This window comes from Actinoplanes sp. NPDC048988 (genome assembly GCF_043197815.1).
In the GTDB taxonomy this organism is placed as follows: domain Bacteria; phylum Actinomycetota; class Actinomycetes; order Mycobacteriales; family Micromonosporaceae; genus Actinoplanes.
In genome coordinates, this window is record NZ_JBICTW010000002.1 from 650668 (window position 1) to 671364 (window position 20697).

A 20697-nucleotide genomic window follows, 5' to 3' on the forward strand; every position below is an offset into this window, starting at 1 on the left:
GGGCAATTTCCGCCACCCGCAAACACTGAGCTGGCTGGCTCCGCTTCGCTCCGCGGGCAATCGCCTTGTAACCGGTGAGGAGGCGGACAATTTCCGCCACCCGCAAACCCCGCGGGCGTCGAAAAATCACACGCCTCCTCGCCGGCGGCGATTGCGTGGTGAGCAGTTAGCTAAGCGACCAGCCCGGCTCGGAAGCCGGCGGCCACCGCATGGGCTCTGTCTCGGGCCCCCAGCTTGCGGAAGAGCCGCCGCGCGTGGGTCTTGACGGTGTCTTCCGAGACGAAGAGCTCCCGGCCGATCTCGGCGTTGCTCTTGCCGTCGGCCATCCCCCGCAGGACCTGCAACTCGCGCTCGGTGAGCGTGAGCCGCCGTCCGGCCGGCGCCGGATCGGCCACGCCGACCTGGGTCTCGTTGCCCGGCCAGGCCACCATCGGCCGGCCGGTGGCGGGATCGATCGGGGCATCACCACGCTGCGCCGGCACCATCGGCGAGTTGGGCAGCATGGCCGGCACGGCCGCCGCGTTGGGCGAACCCACGCTGAGACCGTTCTGATAGGCGGCCCGGGCCGCCGTCGAATTGCTGTTGCGGGCGCCCCCGGCCACGGTGGCCGGCTGGGCGTTGGCCCCGTTCATCGGCATGCCCTGCGGGCGTACCGGGAGCAGGAGCAGCAGCAGCGCCTTGGCGACCACACTGACCAGGTCGTGCTCCACGCCACGGATGACTCCGCGGGCGCCGGCGGCCACGGCCGCCGCGGCGACGCGCGGGTCCTCGGCACCGAAGAGGACGACCTGTGCCTGCGGGGCACGGGCGAGGACGCGCCGGGTGAAGCCGACGCTGTCGGGACGAGTCACGGCGGTGTCAGCCAGGACCACTTCAGCCGGCCGTTCAGCCAGGCGGATCATGGCCTCGGTCTCGCTGACCGCGGTCCGGACGACGCCGGTCATGCCGAGCCGGGCCGCGGTGGACGCGACGGTCTGGGCCGCCAGCGGGGTACGGACGCACACGAGGACGGTACGCACAGTGATCCTCCTTCTCTCTCAGAGGAGATCACGCGAGGGCCGCAGCATTACGCGCTTTAGATGGAAAAAATGGGAAAGATCGGTATCAGTTGCTCGACCGATGTCATGCGGCTTCAGAAGACATCGACGTGGTGCGTGTGATTCAGGGATCACCGGGGTACCACGGCGGCAGGCCTGAGCAAGGGCCCTCATGACCACACTCCGCGTGGCCACGCGGGAGGAGGGTTTTTCATGTCGAACGTTCGCAGACTGCCCGGGCCCATCGCCGATCTCTGGGATTGGCAGAGACTGGGACTGTGCCGTGGCCGGGACAGTGCGCAGTTCTTCCACCCCGACGGTGAGCGCGGTTCGTCCCGCAACCGCCGGGAGGCCAAAGCCAAGGCCATGTGCGGCGCGTGCCCGGTTCGGGCCGAGTGCGCCGCCCACGCCCTCGCGGTCCGTGAGCCGTACGGGGTCTGGGGAGGCTTCAGCGAAGCGGAGCGGCTGCGGCTGCTCGCTGTCGGCTGGGAGGACCTCGCCGACCGTCATCACGGACGTGTCGACCTTGCTCGTCTCGAGGCCCGCCTCGGCCGGCCCCACAAGTCGGCGGTGCCGGCGCAGCGGCAGGCGCCGGCGGCCTGACGCCGGCCCACGCCCGGCATGATCATGACGATCCGGTCCCCCTCCGGGGGCCGGGTCGGGTTGTCAGACGGTTCTTCAACAACCGCATCGGTGGACATGCAAGCCACCGTATGAGCGACTTGCGCTTTCGAGACGGACCGGTAGTGCGGCCTTCAACGAAGTGGCACGCGCGCGTTCTGGTCAGGCGATAGTCACCTTGACGGCGTGCCAGCCCGTGGCCCCGTCGGGCGCCGGCGGCGCCGGGGTGCTCGTCTGGGTCTGCCCGTTCCGGTCGGTGGCCCGCACGCGCAGCCGGTGCTCCCCCGCGGTCGCCTGCCACGTGTAGCTCCACTGCCGCCACGTGTCCACCGAGACGGTCGCCGCGAGAGTCGCCTCCGCCCATGGCTCGTCGTCGACCTGAACCTCCACCTTCGCGATCCCGGTGTGCTGCGCCCACGCCACCCCGCCGATCACCACCGGCCCGGCGTCGCGCTTGGCCCCGTCCCGCGGCGTGTCGATCCGCGACTCCGTCTTGATCGGCCCCTGAGCCGACCACCCGCGCGGCACCCAGTAGGCGTCGAAGTCCTCGAACCGGCTCAGCTCGATCTCGGTGATCCACTTACAGGCGCTGACATACCCGTACAGACCCGGCACCACCATCCGCACCGGGAACCCATGGTCGACCGGCAGCGGCTCCCCGTTCATCCCGATCGTCAGCAGCGCGTCCCGCCCGTCCCGGAGCACGGCCGTCGGCGTACCGCAGGTCCACCCGTCCACCGACCGCTGAACGACCTGATCGGCCCCCGGCAGCGGATCCGCCTCGTCCAGCAGCTCCTTGATCGGCGTACCCAGCCACAACGCGTTACCGATCAGATCCCCGCCGACCTCGTTCGACACGCACGCGAGCGTCACATAGCGCTCGATCATCGGCCGCTGAAGCAGCTGCTCCCAGGTCAGCGTGATCGGATTCCGCACCATCCCGTGAATCCGCAACTCCCACGTCGCCGGATCGACCTGCGGCGGATACAGCGCCGTATCGATCCGATAGAAGTTCGCATTCTTCGACACATAGGGCGTCGCCCCCGGCACTTGAACACCCGCCGGCACAGTGGGCGGCGCCTGCCGCGGCGGCGGCAACACCACTTCGCTGCGCGCCCGCTGAACCGCCTGCCGCCCGGTCAGCAGCCGCCCCACCACCCCAGCCACGACCGCCGATCCGGCCGCCAGCCCCAGAGTCTTGAAAAACCGCCGACGCTCACTCTCGGTGAGCCTTTCGGACCCTTTCCCGTACGAGTCCTGGCCGGCCCCCGGCCACTCAGACCCGGGTCCGTCGTGGTCCGGGCCGTCCGCCCGCTGCGGGCTGTCCTGCCCGCTGACGCTCAAACCTTCATCGCCCGCCGCGCTCACGCCGGCGACGCCCGCCCGGACATTCGCCGCGCGCGGTCCGGCCGGCGTCGCGGCGGGCGTCCACGCGCTGCCGACGGTGGCGACCGACGGGGCTCCGGCCAGCTGAAGCAGCTTGCGCAGCACCCACACGGCGAGCGCCGCCCCCGCCACCGTGGGCAGCCAGGCGAACACCCCCGCGTCATGACGCGTCATGGCGGCCGCCACCCCGATCGCCGCGAACAGCCCGACCCCCGCCACCCCGGCCCACCAGCGACGGGCCGCCAGCAACCCGGCCCCGTACGCGTAAATCGCCAGCAGAACGGCCGTCCCCACGATCAGCGCCGTCTTGTCGTGCACGCCGAACACCCGGACCCCGAAGTCCTTGACCGGCCCCGGAACGTTGTCGACCACCACGCCACCCACCGCGAGCAGCGGAGCCGACAGCGGCCCGGTCAGAACCGCGACCACCTCGGCGGCACCCACCGCCACCGCGGCCGCCGCCACCCCGGACAGCCCACAGCGCACCGAAAGATTCACACCCCCATCCTGCTCTCCCACCGGCCTCAGGACGAAGTGACCATCCCAACCTCACGCCGCCACCGGCACACCGACAGCCAGCAGCCGGCAGCGGCGAACCGCGCCCACAGCGACAAGCTCAGCGACAGCGGCGACGGCCTCCGCACCGGACCAGCGGCACCTCAGGAATCAGCCCACTCAGGATCAGCGGCGGCGCAGGCGGGCCAGCAAGCGGCGGACGCCGAGGCCGCCCGCGAGGCCGGCGGCGACCACGACGGCCAGGATGCCGATCGTCGCCGCTATGCCGAAGGCGTCGCGGGGGCCGTCGCCGTTGACGACGGCGATGATCGGGGCGGCCAGCACCAGCGCCACGATGCCGATGATCCGCGTGCCGAGCGGGGAGATCGCCGGGCCCTCGCGCCGGTTCGCGGTCGCCGCCGCGCGGTGCTCCGGCTGGGGGATCTGGGCCGGGTCGCGCGGTGGCTGGTCGACCCGGACCGCAGCCGGCGAGTGGGCGTCGAGCCAGGGCAGCGCCGCCGCCACCCCCGACCACAGCGTCGGCTCGATTCCCACCACGATGCCGTCGTGCCCGACGAAGTACCGCGCTCCGTCCGGCCAGGCCCGGACGATGGCGCAGGCGTCGAACCGTACCGTCGCCGCCTCGCCCGCACGCACGATGCTGACGCCCTCCGGCCCGATGATCAGGGTTTCGTCCGGCGCTTCCCACGACGCGTACTCCGTGCCCGGCACCGCCGACTCCGAGTGGCTGGGCGCGGCCGTGAAGCCCGCCCAGTCGGCTCGCGTGCGCGGGGCCATCAGCAGACCGTTGGCGCAGGCCGCGCCGGCCACCTCGGCCACCTCGGCCGGCCCGACCGCGCGCGTCTCCGCGATCGCCTCGTCCGCGCTCTGCACCGGCCGCCCGGCGAGCAGGTTCAGCGCCTGGCCGGGGAGCCGGGCGCCCTGCTCCTCGGCGTGGTGCAGCGCCTCGGCCCGCTGCTTCACCACCGCCGCCACGTCCGCCTCGTCGATCCGGCCCGCGCGCAAGGCGGCCAGCACGTCGACGAAACCGCCCAGGACCGCGTCCTGTTTGTCCGGCAGCGAGTCCGCCACCGCCGTCACCAGCGCCCGGTCGGCGCCGAGGGGCTCGTAGCTCGCCTGGGCCGTGTACGACAACCCGGCCTCCTGGCGCAGCTCGCGCCGCATCTCGCGCTCCAGGACTCCGGCGAAGACCGAACTCCGCGCGGCCCGGGCCACCTCGGCGTCCCAGACCAGCACCCCGGAGTGAGCCGTGAAGTAGGCCGGCGTGACCGGCAGCGCCATGGACGGCGCGGGCGCCGGCTGACGCGTACCGCTGGGAAGGTCCAGCTTCAGTCCTTCCGGTACGCCGTCGCCGGCCACCCACAGCACGGCGTTCTCCCGGGTGAAGTAGCGGCTCACCCAGGCCCGCAGGTCGTCCTCGGTGATGCCGGGCAGGCCCCATTCGGGGTAGCTCGGCATCCCGTAGTCGCGGGCGCCGTGCCGCCAGAGCGGCATGCTGTCGGCCGCCCCCTGATTACGGCCGTTCGCCTCGGCCTGGAGCAGGTCTTTCTCCACGGCCAGGCGGCCCATCGGCAGGTCGCGCAGCGAGGAGCAGACACCGGTGAGGAAGCCGGCCAAGTCGTCGTCCGAGCCCTGCATGTGGAAGTACGTGTACTCGACCCCGGTGGCGCCGTTGTAGTGGTAGTCGGCGACTCCCGTCGAGTACAGGGCCAGGTGTTCGACCAGGTGGGTGATGCCGCGCCGGTGCAGCGGCTCGTCGGCGAAGCCGACGCGGAAGGCGAGGCCGGCGTGGGACGGGCCGGTGGTGGGGGCGAGAAGGGTGGGTACGCCGTCGACGTCGAGCTCTTTGATCATCGGGAGCCCTTCAACGCCGCGAAGGCCGTGCCGGCGGCCGGCAGCTCGTCGACCGTGGAGCGGGCTTTTCCCAGTCGCGCGCGGCCATCGCCGTCCGCGCGATCCCGGCCTCGGGGTAGGCGGCGGCCGGATCGAACAGCACCTCTGCGGGCATGGCGCGCAGCTTAGACGATCTTGAAGGGCCTCAGGGGCCCCGGTCTCAGCCGACCGGGTCCCTGAGGAGATGTTCGAAAGCGAGCTCGGCGGCGCCGATGAGGGCCGCGTCGTCGCCCAGTTCGGGGGTACGCAGGCGGATGTGCTCCCGGCAGGCGGGCAGCGCGATCGAGGTGAGCCGGCTGCGGATCTGCGCGGCGGCGACCAGGTAGACGTCGCGCAGCGTGCCGCCGAAGATCACGGCTTCCGGGTTGAAGATGTTGACCAGGTTGCCGACGCCGAAGCCGATCCAGTCGCCGACCTGCCGGACGGCGAACTGGGCCTGGCTGTCGCCGCGCATGGCCGCGTCGACCACGCCCAGCACGGCCTCGCGACCGCTCCGATCGCCGCGTCCCGCGTGCTTGAGCAGCGCGTACTCGCCGATCTCGGTCTCCCAGCAGCCGCGCGAGCCGCAACTGCACTCGCGGCCGTACGGGTTGACCACCATGTGGCCGACCTCGCCGCCGTAGCCGCCGTGACCGGCGACCCGGTGACCGTCGGCGATGATGCCGGCGCCGACACCGACGTCGCCGTAGAGGTAGATGACGTTGTCGCAGCCGACGGCGGCGCCGCGGCTGTGCTCGACCAGGGCCGAGACGTCCGCGTGGTTGCCGACGGTGAGCTTGCCGGCGTCGCCGAGCTCGGCGCCGAGCGCCTCACCGACCGGCTCCTCGACCCAGCCGATCGTCGGGGCCAGCCGCACCACGCCGTCGGCGCGGCGGACCATGCCGGCCACCGCGACCCCGGTGCCCACGTAGCGCGCGTCGTCGGGGACGTCCTCGCGCATGTCGTGGACGAAGCCGGCCAGCGGCTGCACCGCGTCGAGCACCTGCATGCCGCGCGGCCGATGCGCCTCGCGGCGGTCCAGGATGCGGCCGCCGAGGCCGACCCGGGCCGCGCGCAGGCGGTCCACCTCGATGCTGAGGGCGTACGCGTAGACCTTCGACGACTCGGGCCGGACGACCAGCGACGGTCGCCCGGCCCGGCCGGTCTCACGTGGTGCCGCCTCGCTGACCAGCCCTGCGGTGGTCAGCTCGGCGGTCAGGGCCCCGATGGTGCTGCGGTTGAGACCGAGCAGGCTCGTCAGCTCCGCCCGGGACGTGGCGCCGTGCACGTGCACGTAACGCAACAGGGTCCCGAGGTTGTGCCGCCGCACCTCCTCCTGGCTGGGGCCGGCCCGCATCAGCGCGCCGTCCCCGTACCCAGGATGGTCCGGCTCATCGGTTGCCGGTAGCGGCCGCTCTGCGCCGGGCGAGGGCGTCGACGCTGGCGGCGACGAGCAGGATCAGGCCGGTCACGATGTACTTGGTGCCGGCGCTGAAGCCCAGCAGGCCCATGCCGTTGTCGATCACGGCGATCACCGCGCCACCGATGACGGCGTTGATGATCTTGCCCTTACCGCCGAAGAGGCTGGTACCGCCGATGACGGCCGCGCCCACCGAGTAGAGCAGGATGTTGCTGCCACCGGTGTTCGGGTCGACCGAGCTGGCCCGGCTGACGGCCATGATGCCGCCGATCGCGGCCATGAACGAGCCGATCACGAAGACCGAGATGCGGATCCGGTCGACCTTGATGCCGGCCCGGCGGGCCGCCTCGGTGTTGCCGCCGACCGCGTAGACGTGCCGGCCGTAGGCCGTACGGCCCAGGACGAACGTCCACAGGACCAGGAAGACACCCATGATCGGGACGACGATCGGCACGCCCTTGAGCGAGTTGATCGCCGGGTTGATCGCGCGCTCCTGGCTGAGGATCGCGGTGGCCGCGATCAGCAGGACCGCGAGGCCGCCGATGCGGGCCGCGACGACGCCGATCGGGTCGGTGACCAGGCCGCGCTTGGCCCGGCTGCGCAGGTTGAGCAGCTGGACCGCGGCGTAGCCGATGACCGCGACGAGGCAGAGGATCCAGCTCCAGGCAACCGACAGGTTGTCGTTGTTGAGCGAGTTGAAGAACTCGTTGCGCGTCGAGACGTTCGTGCCGCCACCGAGCAGCACGAGCAGCAGGCCCTGGAAGCCGAGGAAGGCGGCCAGGGTGACGACGAACGACGGGATGCCGATCTTCGCGACCAGGAAGCCGAGCACGAAACCGATCACGAGACCGGTGACCAGCGCGGCCGGGATCGCGGTGTACCAGTCCCAGCCGTGGTTGGTCAGCAGGACGGCCGCGACGGCGCCACAGAGACCGCTGGTGAAACCGGCGGACAGGTCGATCTCGCCCAGCAGCAGGACGAAGACCAGGCCCATGGCGATGAAGACGACCTGGGCGCTCTGGTTGAACAGGTTCGCGAAGTTGAGCTCGCTGAAGAAGGTGTCGGTCGAGACACCGAAGATCAGGCTCAGGACGACCAGGCCGAGGATGGCCGGCAGGGTGCCCAGGTCACCGCCGCGGATCCGGCCCCAGTAGTCGCGGATGTAGCTGTTGACGGTCGGCTTGACGACCTTGACGCCGCCGGCCGTAGTGGTCGTGGTGGTGCTCACTTGTCGCCTCCCGGCGTGATGTCGACGGCGTCGCCGTTGAAGTCCGCGGGCTTCTCGGGAGGCAGGCCGATGTTGCCACTGCGGCCGGCAGTGATCAGCTCGACGACCTGCGAGTGGGTCACATCGGTCGTCTTGACCTGGGCCGCCATGCGGCCGAGGTAGAGCGCCGCGATCCGGTCCGAGACCGCGAACACGTCGTTCATGTTGTGCGAGATCAGCACGACGCCGAGGCCGTTGTCGGCCAGGCGGCGCACCAGCTCGAGCACCTGGGCGGTCTGCGCCACGCCGAGGGCGGCGGTCGGCTCGTCCAGGATGACGACCTTGGAGTTCCAGAGCACGGCCTTGGCGATCGCCACGGTCTGCCGCTGCCCACCGGAGAGGCTGGCGACCAGCTGCCGCAGCGACTTCAGGGTGCGCACCGACAGACTGGCGAGCGCGTCGCCGGCCATCTGCTCCATGGTGGGCTCGTCGAGGACGATGCCCCGCTTCTTCTCCCGGCCCAGGAACATGTTCTGGACCACGTCCAGGTTGTCGCAGAGCGCGAGGTCCTGGTAGACGACTTCGATCCCGAGACCCGAGGCGTCGCTCGGGCCACTGATCGAGACCGGGTTACCTTCGAAGGTCACCGTGCCGGAGTCGATCTGGTAGATGCCACTGATGCACTTGACCAGCGTCGACTTGCCGGCGCCGTTGTCGCCGACGAGAGCGGTGACCTCGCCGGGGTAGACGCTCAAGCCGACGTCGTGCAGGACCTGAACGGGACCAAAGCCTTTATTGATCCCGCTGAGCTCCAGGAGGGGTGTCGCGGCCACGGTGTTTCTCCTTCGCTGAGTGACCGGTTTTGCCGCCCACGGCGGGGGTCGCCCGGGGCGGCAGGGTGGGGGGCACCTGACTCTGGCGCCGCCCGCTTCCTCTATCGGAAGCAAGCGGCGCCGTCGTCAGGATTTCGGGACTAGCCCGATATCAGCTGGGGTCAGCTGATACCCGCTTCAGTGCAGGCCTTCGCGAAGTCGGCGGTGCAGACCGCGTCCTTGGTGACGAAGCCGTCGGTGATGACGTCCTTGACGTTCGCCTTGGTGATCGACTGCGGGGTCAGCAGCACGGACGGAACCGAGGCGCCCGACTCCGGGTCCTTGGTGGTGCCGGTGGCCGAGGTCGGCTTCTGGCCCTTGGAGAGCGCGATCGCCAGCTCGGCGGCCGCGTCGGCCTCCTTCTTGATCGCCTTGTAGACCGTCATGCACTGGTCGCCGGCGAGGATGTTCTGCAGACCCTGAACGGTCGCGTCCTGGCCGGTGACCGGGACCTGACCGTTGAGCTTGTTCTTCTTCAGCACCGAGATGGCCGCGTTACCGAGACCGTCGTTCGCCGCCAGAACGCCCTTGATGTTCTTGTTCGAGGTCAGCATCTGCTCGAAGATGGTGCCGGCCTGCGCGTTGTCCCAGTCCGGAACGTCCTGGTTCGGGCCCTTGGTGAAGGTGCCGTCCGCGTACTTCGGGTCGAGGACCGAGTTGTAGCCCTGCGCGAAGAGGGTCGCGTTGTTGTCGGTCGGGGAGCCGTTGAGCTCGGCGACGACCGGCTTGACGGCCTTCTTCTCGGTCAGGCAGTCGACCAGGCCCTGGCCCTGGAGCTCGCCGACCTTCACGTTGTCGAACGACACGTAGTAGTCCGCGCCGCCGCTCAGCGTGAGACGGTCGTAGTCGATCGTCGCGATGCCGGCCTTCTTGGCCTTCTCGAGGACGGCCTTACCGGTGCCGGAGTCGAGGTTGACGATCATCAGAACCTTGACGCCGCTGGAGATCATGCCGTCGGCGATGGTCTGGAACGCGGTCTTGTCACCCTGCGCGTTCTGGATGTCGACCTGTACCCCGGCCGCCTCGAACGCCGCCTTGAGGAACTTCGGGTCGTCGGTGCCCCACCGCTGCGAGCTCTTGGTGTCGGGCAGGATCACGCCGACCTTGCCGGCCGAGCTCGAGTTGCCGCTACCGGAGTCGCTGCCTTTGTCGTCGCCACAGGCGGCGACGCTGCCGGTGGCCAGCAGGCCAACCGCGGCAAGGGCGAACAGTCCCTTACGCATTCCTTGTGTCCTTTCGGGTAAATCCGGGCCTTCGATCGGATTCGATGTTCTGCGTTGTCGGGAGTGTCGCTCCCCGAGACGCCGTGTGATCAGGATCTAGTTTGTTGTGTCCGGCAACGTATTCCCGTTGCGACCGGTAGCACAAGCGGTGACGCCAGCCGATCTCGTAACCGGGGATAACAATCCGGCAACACGGCGGTGATACAGGGACTTCGGCCCTGGTGAGGGCCAAGAGACCAGCTGAGCAAGATCGCTAACGACGCTCACTCCGTGACGCTAAGTCAGCCCGGCGCCCGATCTGGACCGTTCTCAGGAGAAAGATCCACCCGGCGCGTAACGTTGTCGTAACGGCGCGCGCTCGCCGGACATTATGTCCGGATCTGAGCGGTTACCGCGTCGCTGAGGCGAATGAGATCCCCCGGCGCCAGGCTCACCTGAAGCCCGCGCCGGCCCGCCGAGATGAACATCAGATCAAGCGCGAGCGCCGAGTCGTCCACCACCGTCGGCAGCTTCTTGCGCTGCCCGAGCGGGCTGATGCCGCCGCGCACGTAGCCGCTGCTGCGCTCGGCCGCGGCCCGGTCGGCGAGGGTGGCCCGCTTGCCGCCGGCGGCGTGCGCCAGCGCCTTGAGGTCGAGGTCCCCGGTGACCGGCACGACCCCCACGACCAGCGCCCCGTCGACGTCCGCGACCAGAGTTTTGAAGACCTTCCGCGGCTCGACACCGAGCGCTTCCGCGACGAGCGCGCCATAGTTCGGCGCGTCCGGGGACACGTCGTACGGATGCAGCGTGTGCTCGACCTTCCGAGAGGTCAGCAACGCGGTGGCCGGGGTTCCGGCAGCGGCCTTCTTCGCCATGCCGGAACCGTACTACCGTGACGAATCTCCCTGCGTGACTCGTTGATCACATGAGATTTCGTGCCCGTAGGGGTCAGATCGCCCGGCACAGGAGGGCAGTCGGCGCCCCCGCGACGCGGGTCAGCACCAGCGACGCGCCGTTCGGCCCGGCCAGCCGCAGGTCTCGGCGCAGCTGCTCGGGCTCCAGGGCCGAGCCGCGCTTGCGGATCTCCAGCCGCCCGACGCCGCGCTCGCGCAGCAGCGCCCGCAGCCGCTTGAGCGAGAACGGCAGCACATCGGTGATCTCGAGCCGCCGGGCGAAGGGGGTCTCCACCGGGCCATCGGTGTAGAGATACGCGATCTCCGGGTCCCCCAGCCGGGCGCCGAGCCCGTCGGCGAGCTCGGCCACGAGGTGCGACCGGACGACAGCGGGGTCCGGGTCGTACAGGAAGGCACCGACCGGGCCCACCGGAGCCTTCTCAGCTCCGGTACCCGTCAGTTCGGACGCCCGCTCGCGCAGCAACACCGCTCGGCGCGGGACCTCGGCCAGCGGGCCGCACCAGAAGGCGGCCTCGACCAGATCGCCGTCGACGCTGGTCCACTCGCCCTCGGCGCCGGGCGGCAAGAGGTCGTGGTCGATGCCGGGCGCCAGCTTCAGGACGGTGCGCGGCACGCGCTCGGGCAGAGAGGCGATGAAATCCCAGGGCGGTGAGTACGACCGGGGATCGAACACCCGGCCGCGGCCGGCCTTCCGGCGGGCCGGGTCGGCGAAGACCGCGTCGTACCGCTCGACCGGCACCGACGTCGCGTCGGCGCATTCCACCCGTACGTCCAGGCCCAGCGCCTCCGCGTTGGCGGCGGCCATCGCCGCTGTCTCCGGATCGGCTTCCACGGCGTACACCGAAATCCCGAACCTCGCCGCCGCCAGCGCGTCCGAGCCCAGCCCGCAGCCCAGATCGGCCAAGGTCCGGACCCCGGCCGCCGCGAGGCGCCTCGCCCGCCTCTCGGCGACGACGGCCCGCGTCGCCTGTTCCAGGCCGGCCCGGGTGAAGAACATCGACGCCGCGTCGGCGCCGAACTTCCCCACCGCGCGACGGCGCAGCTCGACCTGGGTCAGCGCGGCCGAGGCCAGGTCCGGCGGGACGCCGCGGGACCGCAGTGCCGAAGCGGCCGCGAGCGGATCACTTCCGGCGACCTCCATCGCGCTGTCCAGCGCCTTCACCCCTTCGGGGGTACGCAGCAGGGCCGTCGATTCCGCAGTCACGCAGGCATTCTCCCCCGTGCGACTTCATTGGCACTCTGGTTGACGGAGTGCTAGTTCCGGCCTAACCTCCGATTAGCACTCTCATCCTGAGGGTGCCAACCGCGCGGCCATCCGGGCGCGCGGTGAGGCACCAGGCGGACCGGCACCCGCGACGACGGCCCCGCCCGGTGGCATGAGGCATCAGACCGGCCATCACCGTGGCCGGCGAAACCTGTACCCAGGAGGGTATGCCCGTGACTACCGCGACCAAGGTTGCGATCAAGCCGCTCGAGGACCGCATCGTGGTCCAGGCGAACGAGGCTGAGACGACCACGGCGTCGGGCATCGTGATCCCCGACACCGCCAAGGAGAAGCCGCAGGAGGGCACCGTCCTCGCTGTGGGCCCCGGCCGCATCGACGACAAGGGCAACCGCATCCCGGTTGACGTCAAGGTCGGCGAGACGGTCCTCTACTCGAAGTACGGCGGCACCGAGGTCAAGTACGCCGGCGAGGAGTACCTGGTGCTCTCCGCCCGCGACGTCCTCGCGGTCATCGAGAAGTGACCTACTGACAGTGCTGACCGCCCTGGCCCGTGATCACGGGTCAGGGCGGTGGTGCGTGAAGGGACCTTAAACATGGCGAAGATTCTCAGCTTCTCGGACGACGCCCGTCACCTGCTCGAGCACGGGGTCAACTCGCTCGCCGACACGGTCAAGGTCACCCTCGGCCCGCGCGGCCGCAACGTCGTCCTCGACAAGAAGTTCGGCGCTCCCACGATCACCAACGACGGTGTCACCATCGCCAAGGAGATCGAGCTCACCGACCCGTACCAGAACCTCGGTGCCCAGCTGGTCAAGGAGGTGGCGACGAAGACCAACGACGTCGCCGGCGACGGGACCACCACGGCGACGGTGCTCGCCCAGGCGCTGGTGCGCGAGGGCCTGCGCAACGTCACCGCGGGTGCCAGCCCCATCTCGCTCAAGCGGGGCATGGACAAGGCCGCCGAGGTCGTCTCGGAGGCGCTGCTCGGCAAGGCCGTCGAGGTCGCCGACCACAAGGCGATCGCGAACGTGGCCACCATCTCGGCCCAGGACGCCACCATCGGCGAGCTGATCGCCGAGGCGATGGACCGGGTCGGCCGCGACGGTGTCATCACCGTCGAGGAGGGCTCGGCCATGGCGACCGAGCTCGAGGTCACCGAGGGTCTGCAGTTCGACAAGGGCTTCATCTCGCCGAACTTCGTGACCGACGCCGAGTCGCAGGAGGCGGTGCTGGAGGACGCGTACATCCTCCTCACCACCCAGAAGATCTCCAGCATCGAGGAGCTCCTCCCGCTGCTGGAGAAGGTGCTCCAGAACAGCAAGCCGCTGCTGATCGTGGCCGAGGACGTCGAGGGTCAGGCGCTCTCCACCCTGGTGGTGAACGCGCTGCGCAAGACCATCAAGGTCGCCGCGGTGAAGGCGCCCGGTTTCGGTGACCGCCGCAAGGCGATCCTGCAGGACCTGGCGATCGCCACCGGTGGCGAGCTCATCGCCCCCGAGCTCGGCTACAAGCTCGACCAGGTCGGCCTCGAGTCGCTGGGCACCGCCCGGCGCATCGTCGTCGACAAGGAGAACACCACCATCGTCGACGGTGGCGGCAAGAAGTCCGACGTCACCGACCGGGTCTCGCAGATCCGCAAGGAGATCGAGGCGTCGGACTCCGACTGGGACCGCGAGAAGCTTCAGGAGCGGCTGGCCAAGCTCTCCGGCGGCATCGCGGTGATCAAGGTCGGCGCCGTGACCGAGGTCGAGATGAAGGAGCGCAAGCACCGCATCGAGGACGCCATCGCAGCGACGAAGGCGGCCGTCGAGGAGGGCACCGTGCCCGGCGGTGGCGCCGCCCTCGCCCAGGTGGCGAAGGAGCTCGACGGTGGCCTCGGCCTGACCGGCGAGGAGGCGATCGGCGTTTCGATCGTCCGCAAGGCGCTGGTGGAGCCGCTGCGCTGGATCGCGCAGAACGCCGGCCACGACGGTTACGTCGTGGTGGGCAAGGTCGCCGAGCTGGGCTGGGGCCACGGCCTCAACGCGGCCACCGACGAGTACGTGGACCTGGCCGCGGCCGGCATCCTCGACCCGGTGAAGGTGACCCGCAACGCGGTCTCCAACGCCGTCTCGATCGCCGGCCTGCTGCTGACCACGGAAAGCCTCGTGGTGGACAAGCCGGCCGAGCCGGAGCCCGCCGCCGCCGGCGGTCACGGCCACAGCCACGGTGGCCACGGCCACCAGCACGGCCCGGGCTTCTGACCGGACAGCATCACCGAAGGGGCGCGTCCTGCGGGGCGCGCCCCTTTTCGGTCTCGTCGTCCAGCAGGTCGGGGACGCGCTCGCCGTGCCAGGAGCGCCACAGGGCCGCGTAGGGGCCGCCGGCGGCCACGAGCTCGTCGTGGGAGCCGAGCTCGGTGATGCGGCCGTCCTCGACCACGGCGACCCGGTCGGCGTCGTGCGCCGAGAAGAGCCGGTGGGCGATGGCCACGACCGTACGGCCGTGGAGCACCGCCGCCAGCGACCGCTCCAGATCGCGGGCCGCCCGCGGGTCGAGCAGTGACGTCGCCTCGTCGAGGACGAGCGTGTGCGGATCGGCCAGCACGAGCCGGGCCAGCGCGAGCTGCTGCGCCTGCGCGGCCGTCAGCGCCTGCCCGCCCGAGCCGACCACGGTCTCGAGCCCGTCCGGCAGGGCCTCGGCCCATTCCAGCGCGCGCACCGCCTGAAGCGCCCCGCGCACCTCGTCGTCCGCCGCGCCCGGCCGCACCATGGCCACGTTGTCGCGGACCGTGCCGATGAACACGTGGTGTTCCTGGCTGACCAGCGCCACCTCGGTGCGCAGCCGGTCGAGCGGCAGCTCACCCAGCGGCACCCCGCCCACCGTGATGGTGCCGCCGGTCGGTGCGTGCACCCCGGCCAGCAACCGGCCCAGCGTCGACTTGCCGGCGCCGGAAGGCCCGACGATGGCCAGCCGCTCCCCCGGTTCGAGCGTGAGATCGATGCCGTGCAGCACTTCGCGACCGGCCACATAGGAGAACCGCACGCCGGAGACCTCGATACGCGTCCCCACCGGCTCCTTCGCCGCCCGCAGCTGGACGCTCTCCCGCGCCTCGTCCTCGACTCCGAGCAGGCGGGCCAGGGACGCGCCGCCGATCTGCAACTCGTCGAGCCAGCTCAGCAGCCGGTCGAGCGGGTCGATCAGCATCTGCGCGTAGATGACCGCGGCCGTGAGCTGCCCCAGCGAGATCGAGCCGCGCAGGTAGAGCCAGCCGCCCAGGACCAGCGTCGCCACCACCGGCAGCACGTACGCCGCCTCGACCACCGGGAACCACACCATCCGCAGGAACAGCGTGTACCGCTCGGCCACCCAGCTCTGGCCCAGGTCGGCGTCGGAGCGCTCGATCCGCTGCCGCTGACGGCGCAGCGCGTCGACCGTCCGCGCGCCCTCGACCGTCTCGGCCAGCCCGTCGGTGACCGTCGAATAGGCCGCGTTCTGTCGCAGATAGCCGGCCGGCGCGCGCCGCAGGTACCACCTCGTGCCGACGACCAGGATCGGCACCGCGACCAGCAGCGAGAGCGCCAGCACGGGCGTGACCACGATGAGCGCGCCCACCACGAGCACGACGGTGATCAGCGCGATCATCGTCTCGGGCACGGCCAGCCGCACACACCGCGACAGGGCGTCGACGTCACGCGTCGTCCGGGTCAGCAGGTCACCGGAGCCCGCCCGTTCCACTGTGGAGAGCGGCAGGGCGAGCACCCGGTCGACGAACTCCTCGCGCAGCCGGGCGAGCACCCGCTCACCGAGCCGGGCCGAGGCCAGATGCGCGAAGCGCACCAGAATCGCTTGCAGCACGACGAATCCGGCGATCAACGCGGCCAGTTTGTCGACCACCCCGACACCCTTGCCCTGCCGGATCGCCTCGACCAGGTCGCCGAGCAGGGGCGGACCGGCCAGCCCGGCCAGCGCACCCAGCACGTGCAGCCCGACCGCGATGGTCAGGGCACGCGGGTAGCGCCGGAAGAGATCACGGGCGTAGCGCCGCACCTGGGCCGTGTCGGCCACCGGCAACAGGTTGCTCACGCGGCGTCCTCTCGCAGCACCGTCCGGGCGTAGCCCGGTTCGCTTTCCAACAGCCCCCGGTGGGTGCCGGTGGCGACCACCCGGCCCCCTTCCACATAGAGCACCCGGTCGGTGCGGTCGAGCACCAGCGGGCTGGACGTGCAGATCACCGTCGTCCGCCCGGCCCGGGCCACGGCGAGCCGGTCGGCTATCCGCGCCTCGGTGTGCGCGTCGACCGCGCTGGTCGGCTCGACCAGCACGAGCGTGTCGGGGTCGGCGACCAGGGCCCGGACCAGCCGCAGCCGTTGCTGCTGGCCGCCCGAGAAGGAACGCCCCCGCTCGGCGACCTCGCTGTCGAGCCCGCCGGGCAGCGCCTCGACGATGTCGGTGGCGGCCGCCGCGTGCAGCGCGGCCGGGAGCCGGTCGTCGCCGGCCGGGTCGAGATCGGACCGTAGCGGACCGGTGAACAGCCGCGCGTCGTTGTCGCCGACCAGGATCCGCTCGCGGACCGCGGCCAGCTCGAACGACGACAGCGCGTGCCCGCCGACGGTGGCGCCCTCGGCGTACCGCCCCAGGCGGTCGGCGATGGCGGCAGCGTCGGCCGGCACCGCCGCGACGATCGCGGTGACCTCGCCCGGCCGGACCGTCACGCCGGACTCCGGGTCGGCCAGGTCACCGGCGAGCAGGCTCGCCGGAAGCGGCCCGGCCGGGTCGGGCAGGTCGGTTTCCGCGGCCAGCATCGAGACGACGCGACGCGCCGAGACGTGGCCGCGGGTGAGCTTGTCGATCGCCTCGGTGAGCTGCCGCAGCGGCGTGACGAGGAACGCGGCGTACGCGTAGAAGGAGACCAGCTGGCCCACCGTGATGTGGCCGGTGAGCGCGAAGCGCGCGCCGAGCCACGTGACCAGCACCAGGAAGATGCCGGGCAGCAGCACCTGCGCGGCCTCGAGCAGCGACTCGACCCGGGCCGTGCGCACCCCGGCCGCCCGCAGCCGCTGCGACTCGGCGCGGTAGCGCTCGCCCATCACCGCCTCGCCGCCGATGCCGCGCAGCACCCGCAGGCCGCCCACCAGATCGGCGGCGCGGCCGGTGAGCAGGCCCTGCTGGTCGCGGGAGGCCTGCTGGAGCCGGTGCAGCGGGCGGATGAGCAGGCCCACGATGGCCATCAGCAGCGGCACGCCCAGCACCACCACGAGGCCGAGCGGCACCAACGTGGTGAGCAGGATGACCGTCACCGCGACGACGGCGATGAGCGAGCCGGTGCCCCGGGCGGTGATGTCGACGGCGGAGCCGATCTGGCGGATGTCGGAGGTGCCGATCGCGACCACCTCGCCGGTGTCGAGCCGGCGCGGGAGCGCCGACCCGAGCCGCCCGGCCTGGCGGACCGTGACCTGAACGGTCCGGAACATCGCGCCGAGGAAGTTGATGACCGCGAACCGATGGCGCACCACACCGAAGAACGCCTGACCGAGACCGGCCCCGAGCAGCGCCAGCGACCAGATCAGAAGGTCGTGCCGGTCGTGGTCGGTGGCGGCGTCGATCGCCTTGCCGACCACGGCGGGCACGGCGGCCTGGCAGAGCATCCAGAGCACGGCCATGACGATCGCCGTGTAGACGGCGAACCGGTCACGCCGGATCAGCCATCGCAGATAGCGGACCGGGGACCGGCCGTCGGGGGTGCCGGGATCGGCATCGGGTAGTCGTCGCATCAGGGCCCCGACGTTACGGCGGGGGTACGACAAAACGCGACGCGTTTTCCCCTCAGCGGTCGACCGGGCTGAAATCCCACACGTGCGGCGCCCGGGCGATGAGATTCGGCGGGGGCGCCGGCAGGTTCTCGGGGGTGTTCCGCCACTTCGAGATGACGACGATCCGGTTGTCGGTGGACGAGTAGACGTCGCTCGACACGTGCTGCGGAAGCACCTCGATCCGCGGCACGGCCACGTCACAGACCCACGTCAGCAGCTCGTCGAAGCCGCTCTTGGAAGCCCGTATCTCCCACATCCGCGCGATCATGTTCGCTTCCTACCCCGCCACGCTGACCGAGGTCAATGGCATCGCGGAATCGGCGGGCAGATCGAGACGGCTGGGCGCCACACCGGCGGCGACCAGCCGCGAGCCGAGGGCCGCCACCATCGCCCCGTTGTCCGTGCAGAGCTGCGGCCGGGGCACGCGGACCTCGATGCCGTGCTTGGCGGCCCGCTCCTCGGCCAGTACCCGCAGGCGCGAGTTGGCCGCCACTCCCCCACCGATCACCAGCGTGCGGACGCCGTGGGTCAGGCAGGCGTCGATCGCCTTGGCGGTCAGGACGTCACACACGGCCTCCTGGAAGGAGGCGGACACGTCGGCGATCGGTACCGGATCGCCGTCGCGTTGCCGGGCCTCGACCCAGCGGGCGACGGCCGTCTTGAGCCCGGAGAAGGAGAAGTCGAAACGGTGCGCCGCGAGGTCCTTGGCCGCGGTCAGCCCGCGCGGGAACGCGATCGAGGCGGAGCCGTCCCTCGCCGTACGGTCGATGACGGGCCCGCCGGGAAAGCCCAGCCCGAGCAGGCGGGCCACCTTGTCGAAGGCCTCGCCCGCCGCGTCGTCGATGGTGGCGCCCAGCGGCTTGACGCCGTTGGTGAGGTCGTCGACGAGCAGCAGCGAGGAGTGCCCGCCGGAAACCAGCATGGCGATGGCGGGCTCGGGCAACGGGCCGTGCTCCAGGGTGTCGACGGCCACGTGCGCGGCGAGATGGTTGACCCCGTACAACGGCTTGTCGGCCGCCACCGCGTACCCCTTGGCCGCCGCCACCCCGACGAGCAGCGCCCCCGCGAGACCGGGCCCGCTGGTCACCGCGATCGCGTCGATGTCGGCCAGGGTGACCTTCGCCTCGTCCAGCGCGCGCTGCATGGTCGGCACGAGGGCCTCGAGGTGGGCGCGGCTGGCCACCTCGGGCACGACACCGCCGAACCGGGCGTGCTGGTCCACACTGGACGCCAGGGCGTCGGCGAGCAGGGTGTGCCCGCGGACGATGCCGATCCCGGTCTCGTCGCAGGAGGTTTCGATCCCGAGGACCAGGGGTTCGTCAGGCATTGCGCATCATCACCAGTGCGTCCGTGTTGCTGGGTTGGTAGTAGCCGCGCCGGATGCCGACGGGCTCGAAGTCGTACGTGGCGTAGAGCCGCTGGGCGGGCGCGTTGTCGACCGCGACTTCCAGCAGCGTCTGCTTGATGCCGAGCCGGGCGGCCTCGGCCAGCAGCGCCTCGAGCAGGGCCCGGCCGGTGCCGCGCCGCTGGCCGTCGCGCTTGACCGCGATGTTCTGCACCCAGGCTTCGTCCGGCGTGGTGGACAGACCGGCGTAGCCGGCCACCTCGTCCGCACCGGCCAGCGCCACCAGATAGAAGTTGCGCTGGGCGAGCTCGTTCCAGAACATCGCCGGCGACCATTTCTCGTCGCCGAACAGATCGGCCTCGATGGGCAGCACGTCGGCGATGTGCCACCAGCGGAAACGCTCGATGCGCATCAGGTGAGCACCGGCTTGCGCCCGGCCGGTTCGACAGCGTCCGGCCGGCGGAGATAGAGCGGCGTCAGCTGCTCGCTGGGCGCGGCCGAGCGGATGCGCTCGGCGGCCAGGGCCACGAGGGCCGCGCCGGGCGGGTAGAGGAGATGCTCTTCCACCGGTACGCCGAAAATATCCCCGTACTTGAGCGCGCCCTCACCGGCCGCCCGGTCGAACGCCCGCAGCTTCTTGGCCCAGTAGCCACGGTCCTCGTCGGGGTCGTCGACCACCGCGTCGATCTCGGCCCGGGCCAGGACGGCCGCGAGCCGGGCGGCCTCGACGCCGGCCAGCGCCGTGGCCGACTCGATGATCTCGGACTCGGACAGGGCGGCCGACTCGGCCGCCTCACTGGTCCTTTTCCGGTACGCCTGACCCAGCACCTCGGCCACGTCGGCCGGCTTGGCCACCTCGGGACCGAACAGCCGCACACCGTCCACATAGGTCGCGAAGTAGACCTCGCGGCGCCGCGCGTCGGTGGCGACCAGCACCCGCCCCGGCCCGGCGGCGCGGCCGATCCCGTCGAGCGAACACACCCCGTACGTGGGAATGCCCAAGGTCTGTCCCATGCTGGCGGCGGTGGCCAGGCCGACCCGCAGGCCGGTGAACGGCCCCGGCCCGAGCCCGGCGACTATCGCGCCGAGATCACCCGGCCGGATCTCCGCCTCATCGAGCACGGCGGAGATCTCGGGCGCGAGCTTCTCCCCATGCGCGCGGGGGTCGACGGTGCGCCGCTCGGCCACCCCGGTGAGGCGGTCGGCGGTGACCTCCACCAGGGCGGCCGTCGACGCGGGGGTCGCGGTGTCCAGAGCCAGTACGAGCACGTCCCCGACCCTAACGCGC

General features: G+C 71.1%; 19 protein-coding genes. 3 read left to right on the forward strand and 16 right to left on the reverse strand.

What is annotated here, in order from left to right:
* Window positions 1-170 precede the first annotated feature (170 nt).
* The gene (locus ACGFJ7_RS10080) at window positions 171-1019 is read right to left on the reverse strand and encodes a response regulator transcription factor (protein ID WP_360245385.1); all 849 of its coding nucleotides are present in this window, start codon (window positions 1017-1019) and stop codon (window positions 171-173) included.
* A 231-nt stretch (window positions 1020-1250) separates the two neighbouring features.
* On the opposite strand from ACGFJ7_RS10080, the gene ACGFJ7_RS10085 reads away from it, so the two are divergent.
* Window positions 1251-1640 carry a WhiB family transcriptional regulator gene (locus tag ACGFJ7_RS10085; protein ID WP_097322711.1) on the forward strand — a complete coding sequence of 130 codons (390 nt, stop codon included), beginning with the start codon at window positions 1251-1253 and terminating at the stop codon, window positions 1638-1640.
* A gap of 180 nt (window positions 1641-1820) precedes the next feature.
* On the opposite strand, the gene ACGFJ7_RS10090 is transcribed toward ACGFJ7_RS10085, so the two are convergent.
* The 9 genes from ACGFJ7_RS10090 to ACGFJ7_RS10130 all read right to left on the reverse strand — a co-directional run bounded on the left by ACGFJ7_RS10090 (window position 1821) and on the right by ACGFJ7_RS10130 (window position 12251).
* Window positions 1821-3428: a molybdopterin-dependent oxidoreductase gene (locus ACGFJ7_RS10090; protein ID WP_392641992.1), complete on the reverse strand. Its 1608-nt coding sequence runs from the start codon at window positions 3426-3428 to the stop codon at window positions 1821-1823.
* 297 nt (window positions 3429-3725) lie between these two features.
* Window positions 3726-5414, reverse strand: coding sequence for a M16 family metallopeptidase (locus ACGFJ7_RS10095; RefSeq protein WP_392641876.1), 1689 nt, complete (start codon window positions 5412-5414; stop codon window positions 3726-3728).
* 10 nt (window positions 5415-5424) lie between these two features.
* The gene (locus ACGFJ7_RS10100) at window positions 5425-5568 is read right to left on the reverse strand and encodes a hypothetical protein (RefSeq protein ID WP_360245391.1); all 144 of its coding nucleotides are present in this window, start codon (window positions 5566-5568) and stop codon (window positions 5425-5427) included.
* 45 nt (window positions 5569-5613) lie between these two features.
* Window positions 5614-6789, reverse strand: coding sequence for an ROK family transcriptional regulator (locus ACGFJ7_RS10105; RefSeq protein WP_360245394.1), 1176 nt, complete (start codon window positions 6787-6789; stop codon window positions 5614-5616).
* Between the two features lie 34 nt (window positions 6790-6823).
* The gene (locus ACGFJ7_RS10110; RefSeq protein WP_360245397.1) at window positions 6824-8080 is read right to left on the reverse strand and encodes an ABC transporter permease; all 1257 of its coding nucleotides are present in this window, start codon (window positions 8078-8080) and stop codon (window positions 6824-6826) included.
* Window positions 8077-8892: an ATP-binding cassette domain-containing protein gene (locus ACGFJ7_RS10115; RefSeq protein ID WP_360245400.1), complete on the reverse strand. Its 816-nt coding sequence runs from the start codon at window positions 8890-8892 to the stop codon at window positions 8077-8079. Before ACGFJ7_RS10115 ends, ACGFJ7_RS10110 begins: the two co-directional genes overlap by 4 nt.
* Before the next feature lie 161 nt (window positions 8893-9053).
* Window positions 9054-10154, reverse strand: a complete 1101-nt coding sequence (locus ACGFJ7_RS10120) for a substrate-binding domain-containing protein (RefSeq protein ID WP_360245403.1) — start codon at window positions 10152-10154, stop codon at window positions 9054-9056.
* A gap of 368 nt (window positions 10155-10522) precedes the next feature.
* Window positions 10523-11008 carry a Cys-tRNA(Pro) deacylase gene (ybaK, locus tag ACGFJ7_RS10125; RefSeq protein WP_392641879.1) on the reverse strand — a complete coding sequence of 162 codons (486 nt, stop codon included), beginning with the start codon at window positions 11006-11008 and terminating at the stop codon, window positions 10523-10525.
* Window positions 11009-11081: 73 nt separating this feature from the next.
* On the reverse strand, window positions 11082-12251 hold the full coding sequence (locus ACGFJ7_RS10130) for a methyltransferase domain-containing protein (RefSeq protein ID WP_392641881.1): 1170 nt from the start codon (window positions 12249-12251) through the stop codon (window positions 11082-11084).
* Between the two features lie 227 nt (window positions 12252-12478).
* Here ACGFJ7_RS10130 and groES point away from each other — a divergent pair, with 227 nt between their 5' ends.
* Together groES and groL are read left to right on the forward strand one after the other, a co-directional pair.
* Window positions 12479-12793: a co-chaperone GroES gene (groES, locus tag ACGFJ7_RS10135; RefSeq protein ID WP_082771855.1), complete on the forward strand. Its 315-nt coding sequence runs from the start codon at window positions 12479-12481 to the stop codon at window positions 12791-12793.
* Window positions 12794-12865: 72 nt separating this feature from the next.
* The gene (groL, locus tag ACGFJ7_RS10140) at window positions 12866-14515 is read left to right on the forward strand and encodes a chaperonin GroEL (RefSeq protein WP_360245414.1); all 1650 of its coding nucleotides are present in this window, start codon (window positions 12866-12868) and stop codon (window positions 14513-14515) included.
* Between the two features lie 10 nt (window positions 14516-14525).
* On the opposite strand, the gene ACGFJ7_RS10145 is transcribed toward groL, so the two are convergent.
* The 6 genes from ACGFJ7_RS10145 to tsaB are packed head-to-tail and all read right to left on the reverse strand — an operon-like array spanning window position 14526 to window position 20678.
* Window positions 14526-16337: an ABC transporter ATP-binding protein gene (locus tag ACGFJ7_RS10145; protein WP_360245417.1), complete on the reverse strand. Its 1812-nt coding sequence runs from the start codon at window positions 16335-16337 to the stop codon at window positions 14526-14528.
* Window positions 16334-18025 carry an ABC transporter transmembrane domain-containing protein gene (locus ACGFJ7_RS10150; RefSeq protein ID WP_392641884.1) on the reverse strand — a complete coding sequence of 564 codons (1692 nt, stop codon included), beginning with the start codon at window positions 18023-18025 and terminating at the stop codon, window positions 16334-16336. The genes ACGFJ7_RS10145 and ACGFJ7_RS10150 overlap by 4 nt, the downstream gene beginning before the upstream one ends.
* A 52-nt stretch (window positions 18026-18077) precedes the next feature.
* Complete coding sequence (locus ACGFJ7_RS10155) at window positions 18078-18332, reverse strand: hypothetical protein (RefSeq protein ID WP_360245423.1); 255 nt, start codon at window positions 18330-18332, stop codon at window positions 18078-18080.
* A gap of 9 nt (window positions 18333-18341) precedes the next feature.
* Entirely contained in the window at window positions 18342-19391 is a 1050-nt protein-coding gene (gene tsaD / locus ACGFJ7_RS10160; protein WP_360245426.1) for a tRNA (adenosine(37)-N6)-threonylcarbamoyltransferase complex transferase subunit TsaD, read from the reverse strand.
* Window positions 19384-19821, reverse strand: a complete 438-nt coding sequence (gene rimI, locus ACGFJ7_RS10165) for a ribosomal protein S18-alanine N-acetyltransferase (RefSeq protein WP_360245429.1) — start codon at window positions 19819-19821, stop codon at window positions 19384-19386. The genes tsaD and rimI overlap by 8 nt, the downstream gene beginning before the upstream one ends.
* Window positions 19821-20678, reverse strand: a complete 858-nt coding sequence (tsaB, locus tag ACGFJ7_RS10170) for a tRNA (adenosine(37)-N6)-threonylcarbamoyltransferase complex dimerization subunit type 1 TsaB (protein WP_360245432.1) — start codon at window positions 20676-20678, stop codon at window positions 19821-19823. The genes rimI and tsaB overlap by 1 nt, the downstream gene beginning before the upstream one ends.
* Window positions 20679-20697 lie beyond the last annotated feature (19 nt).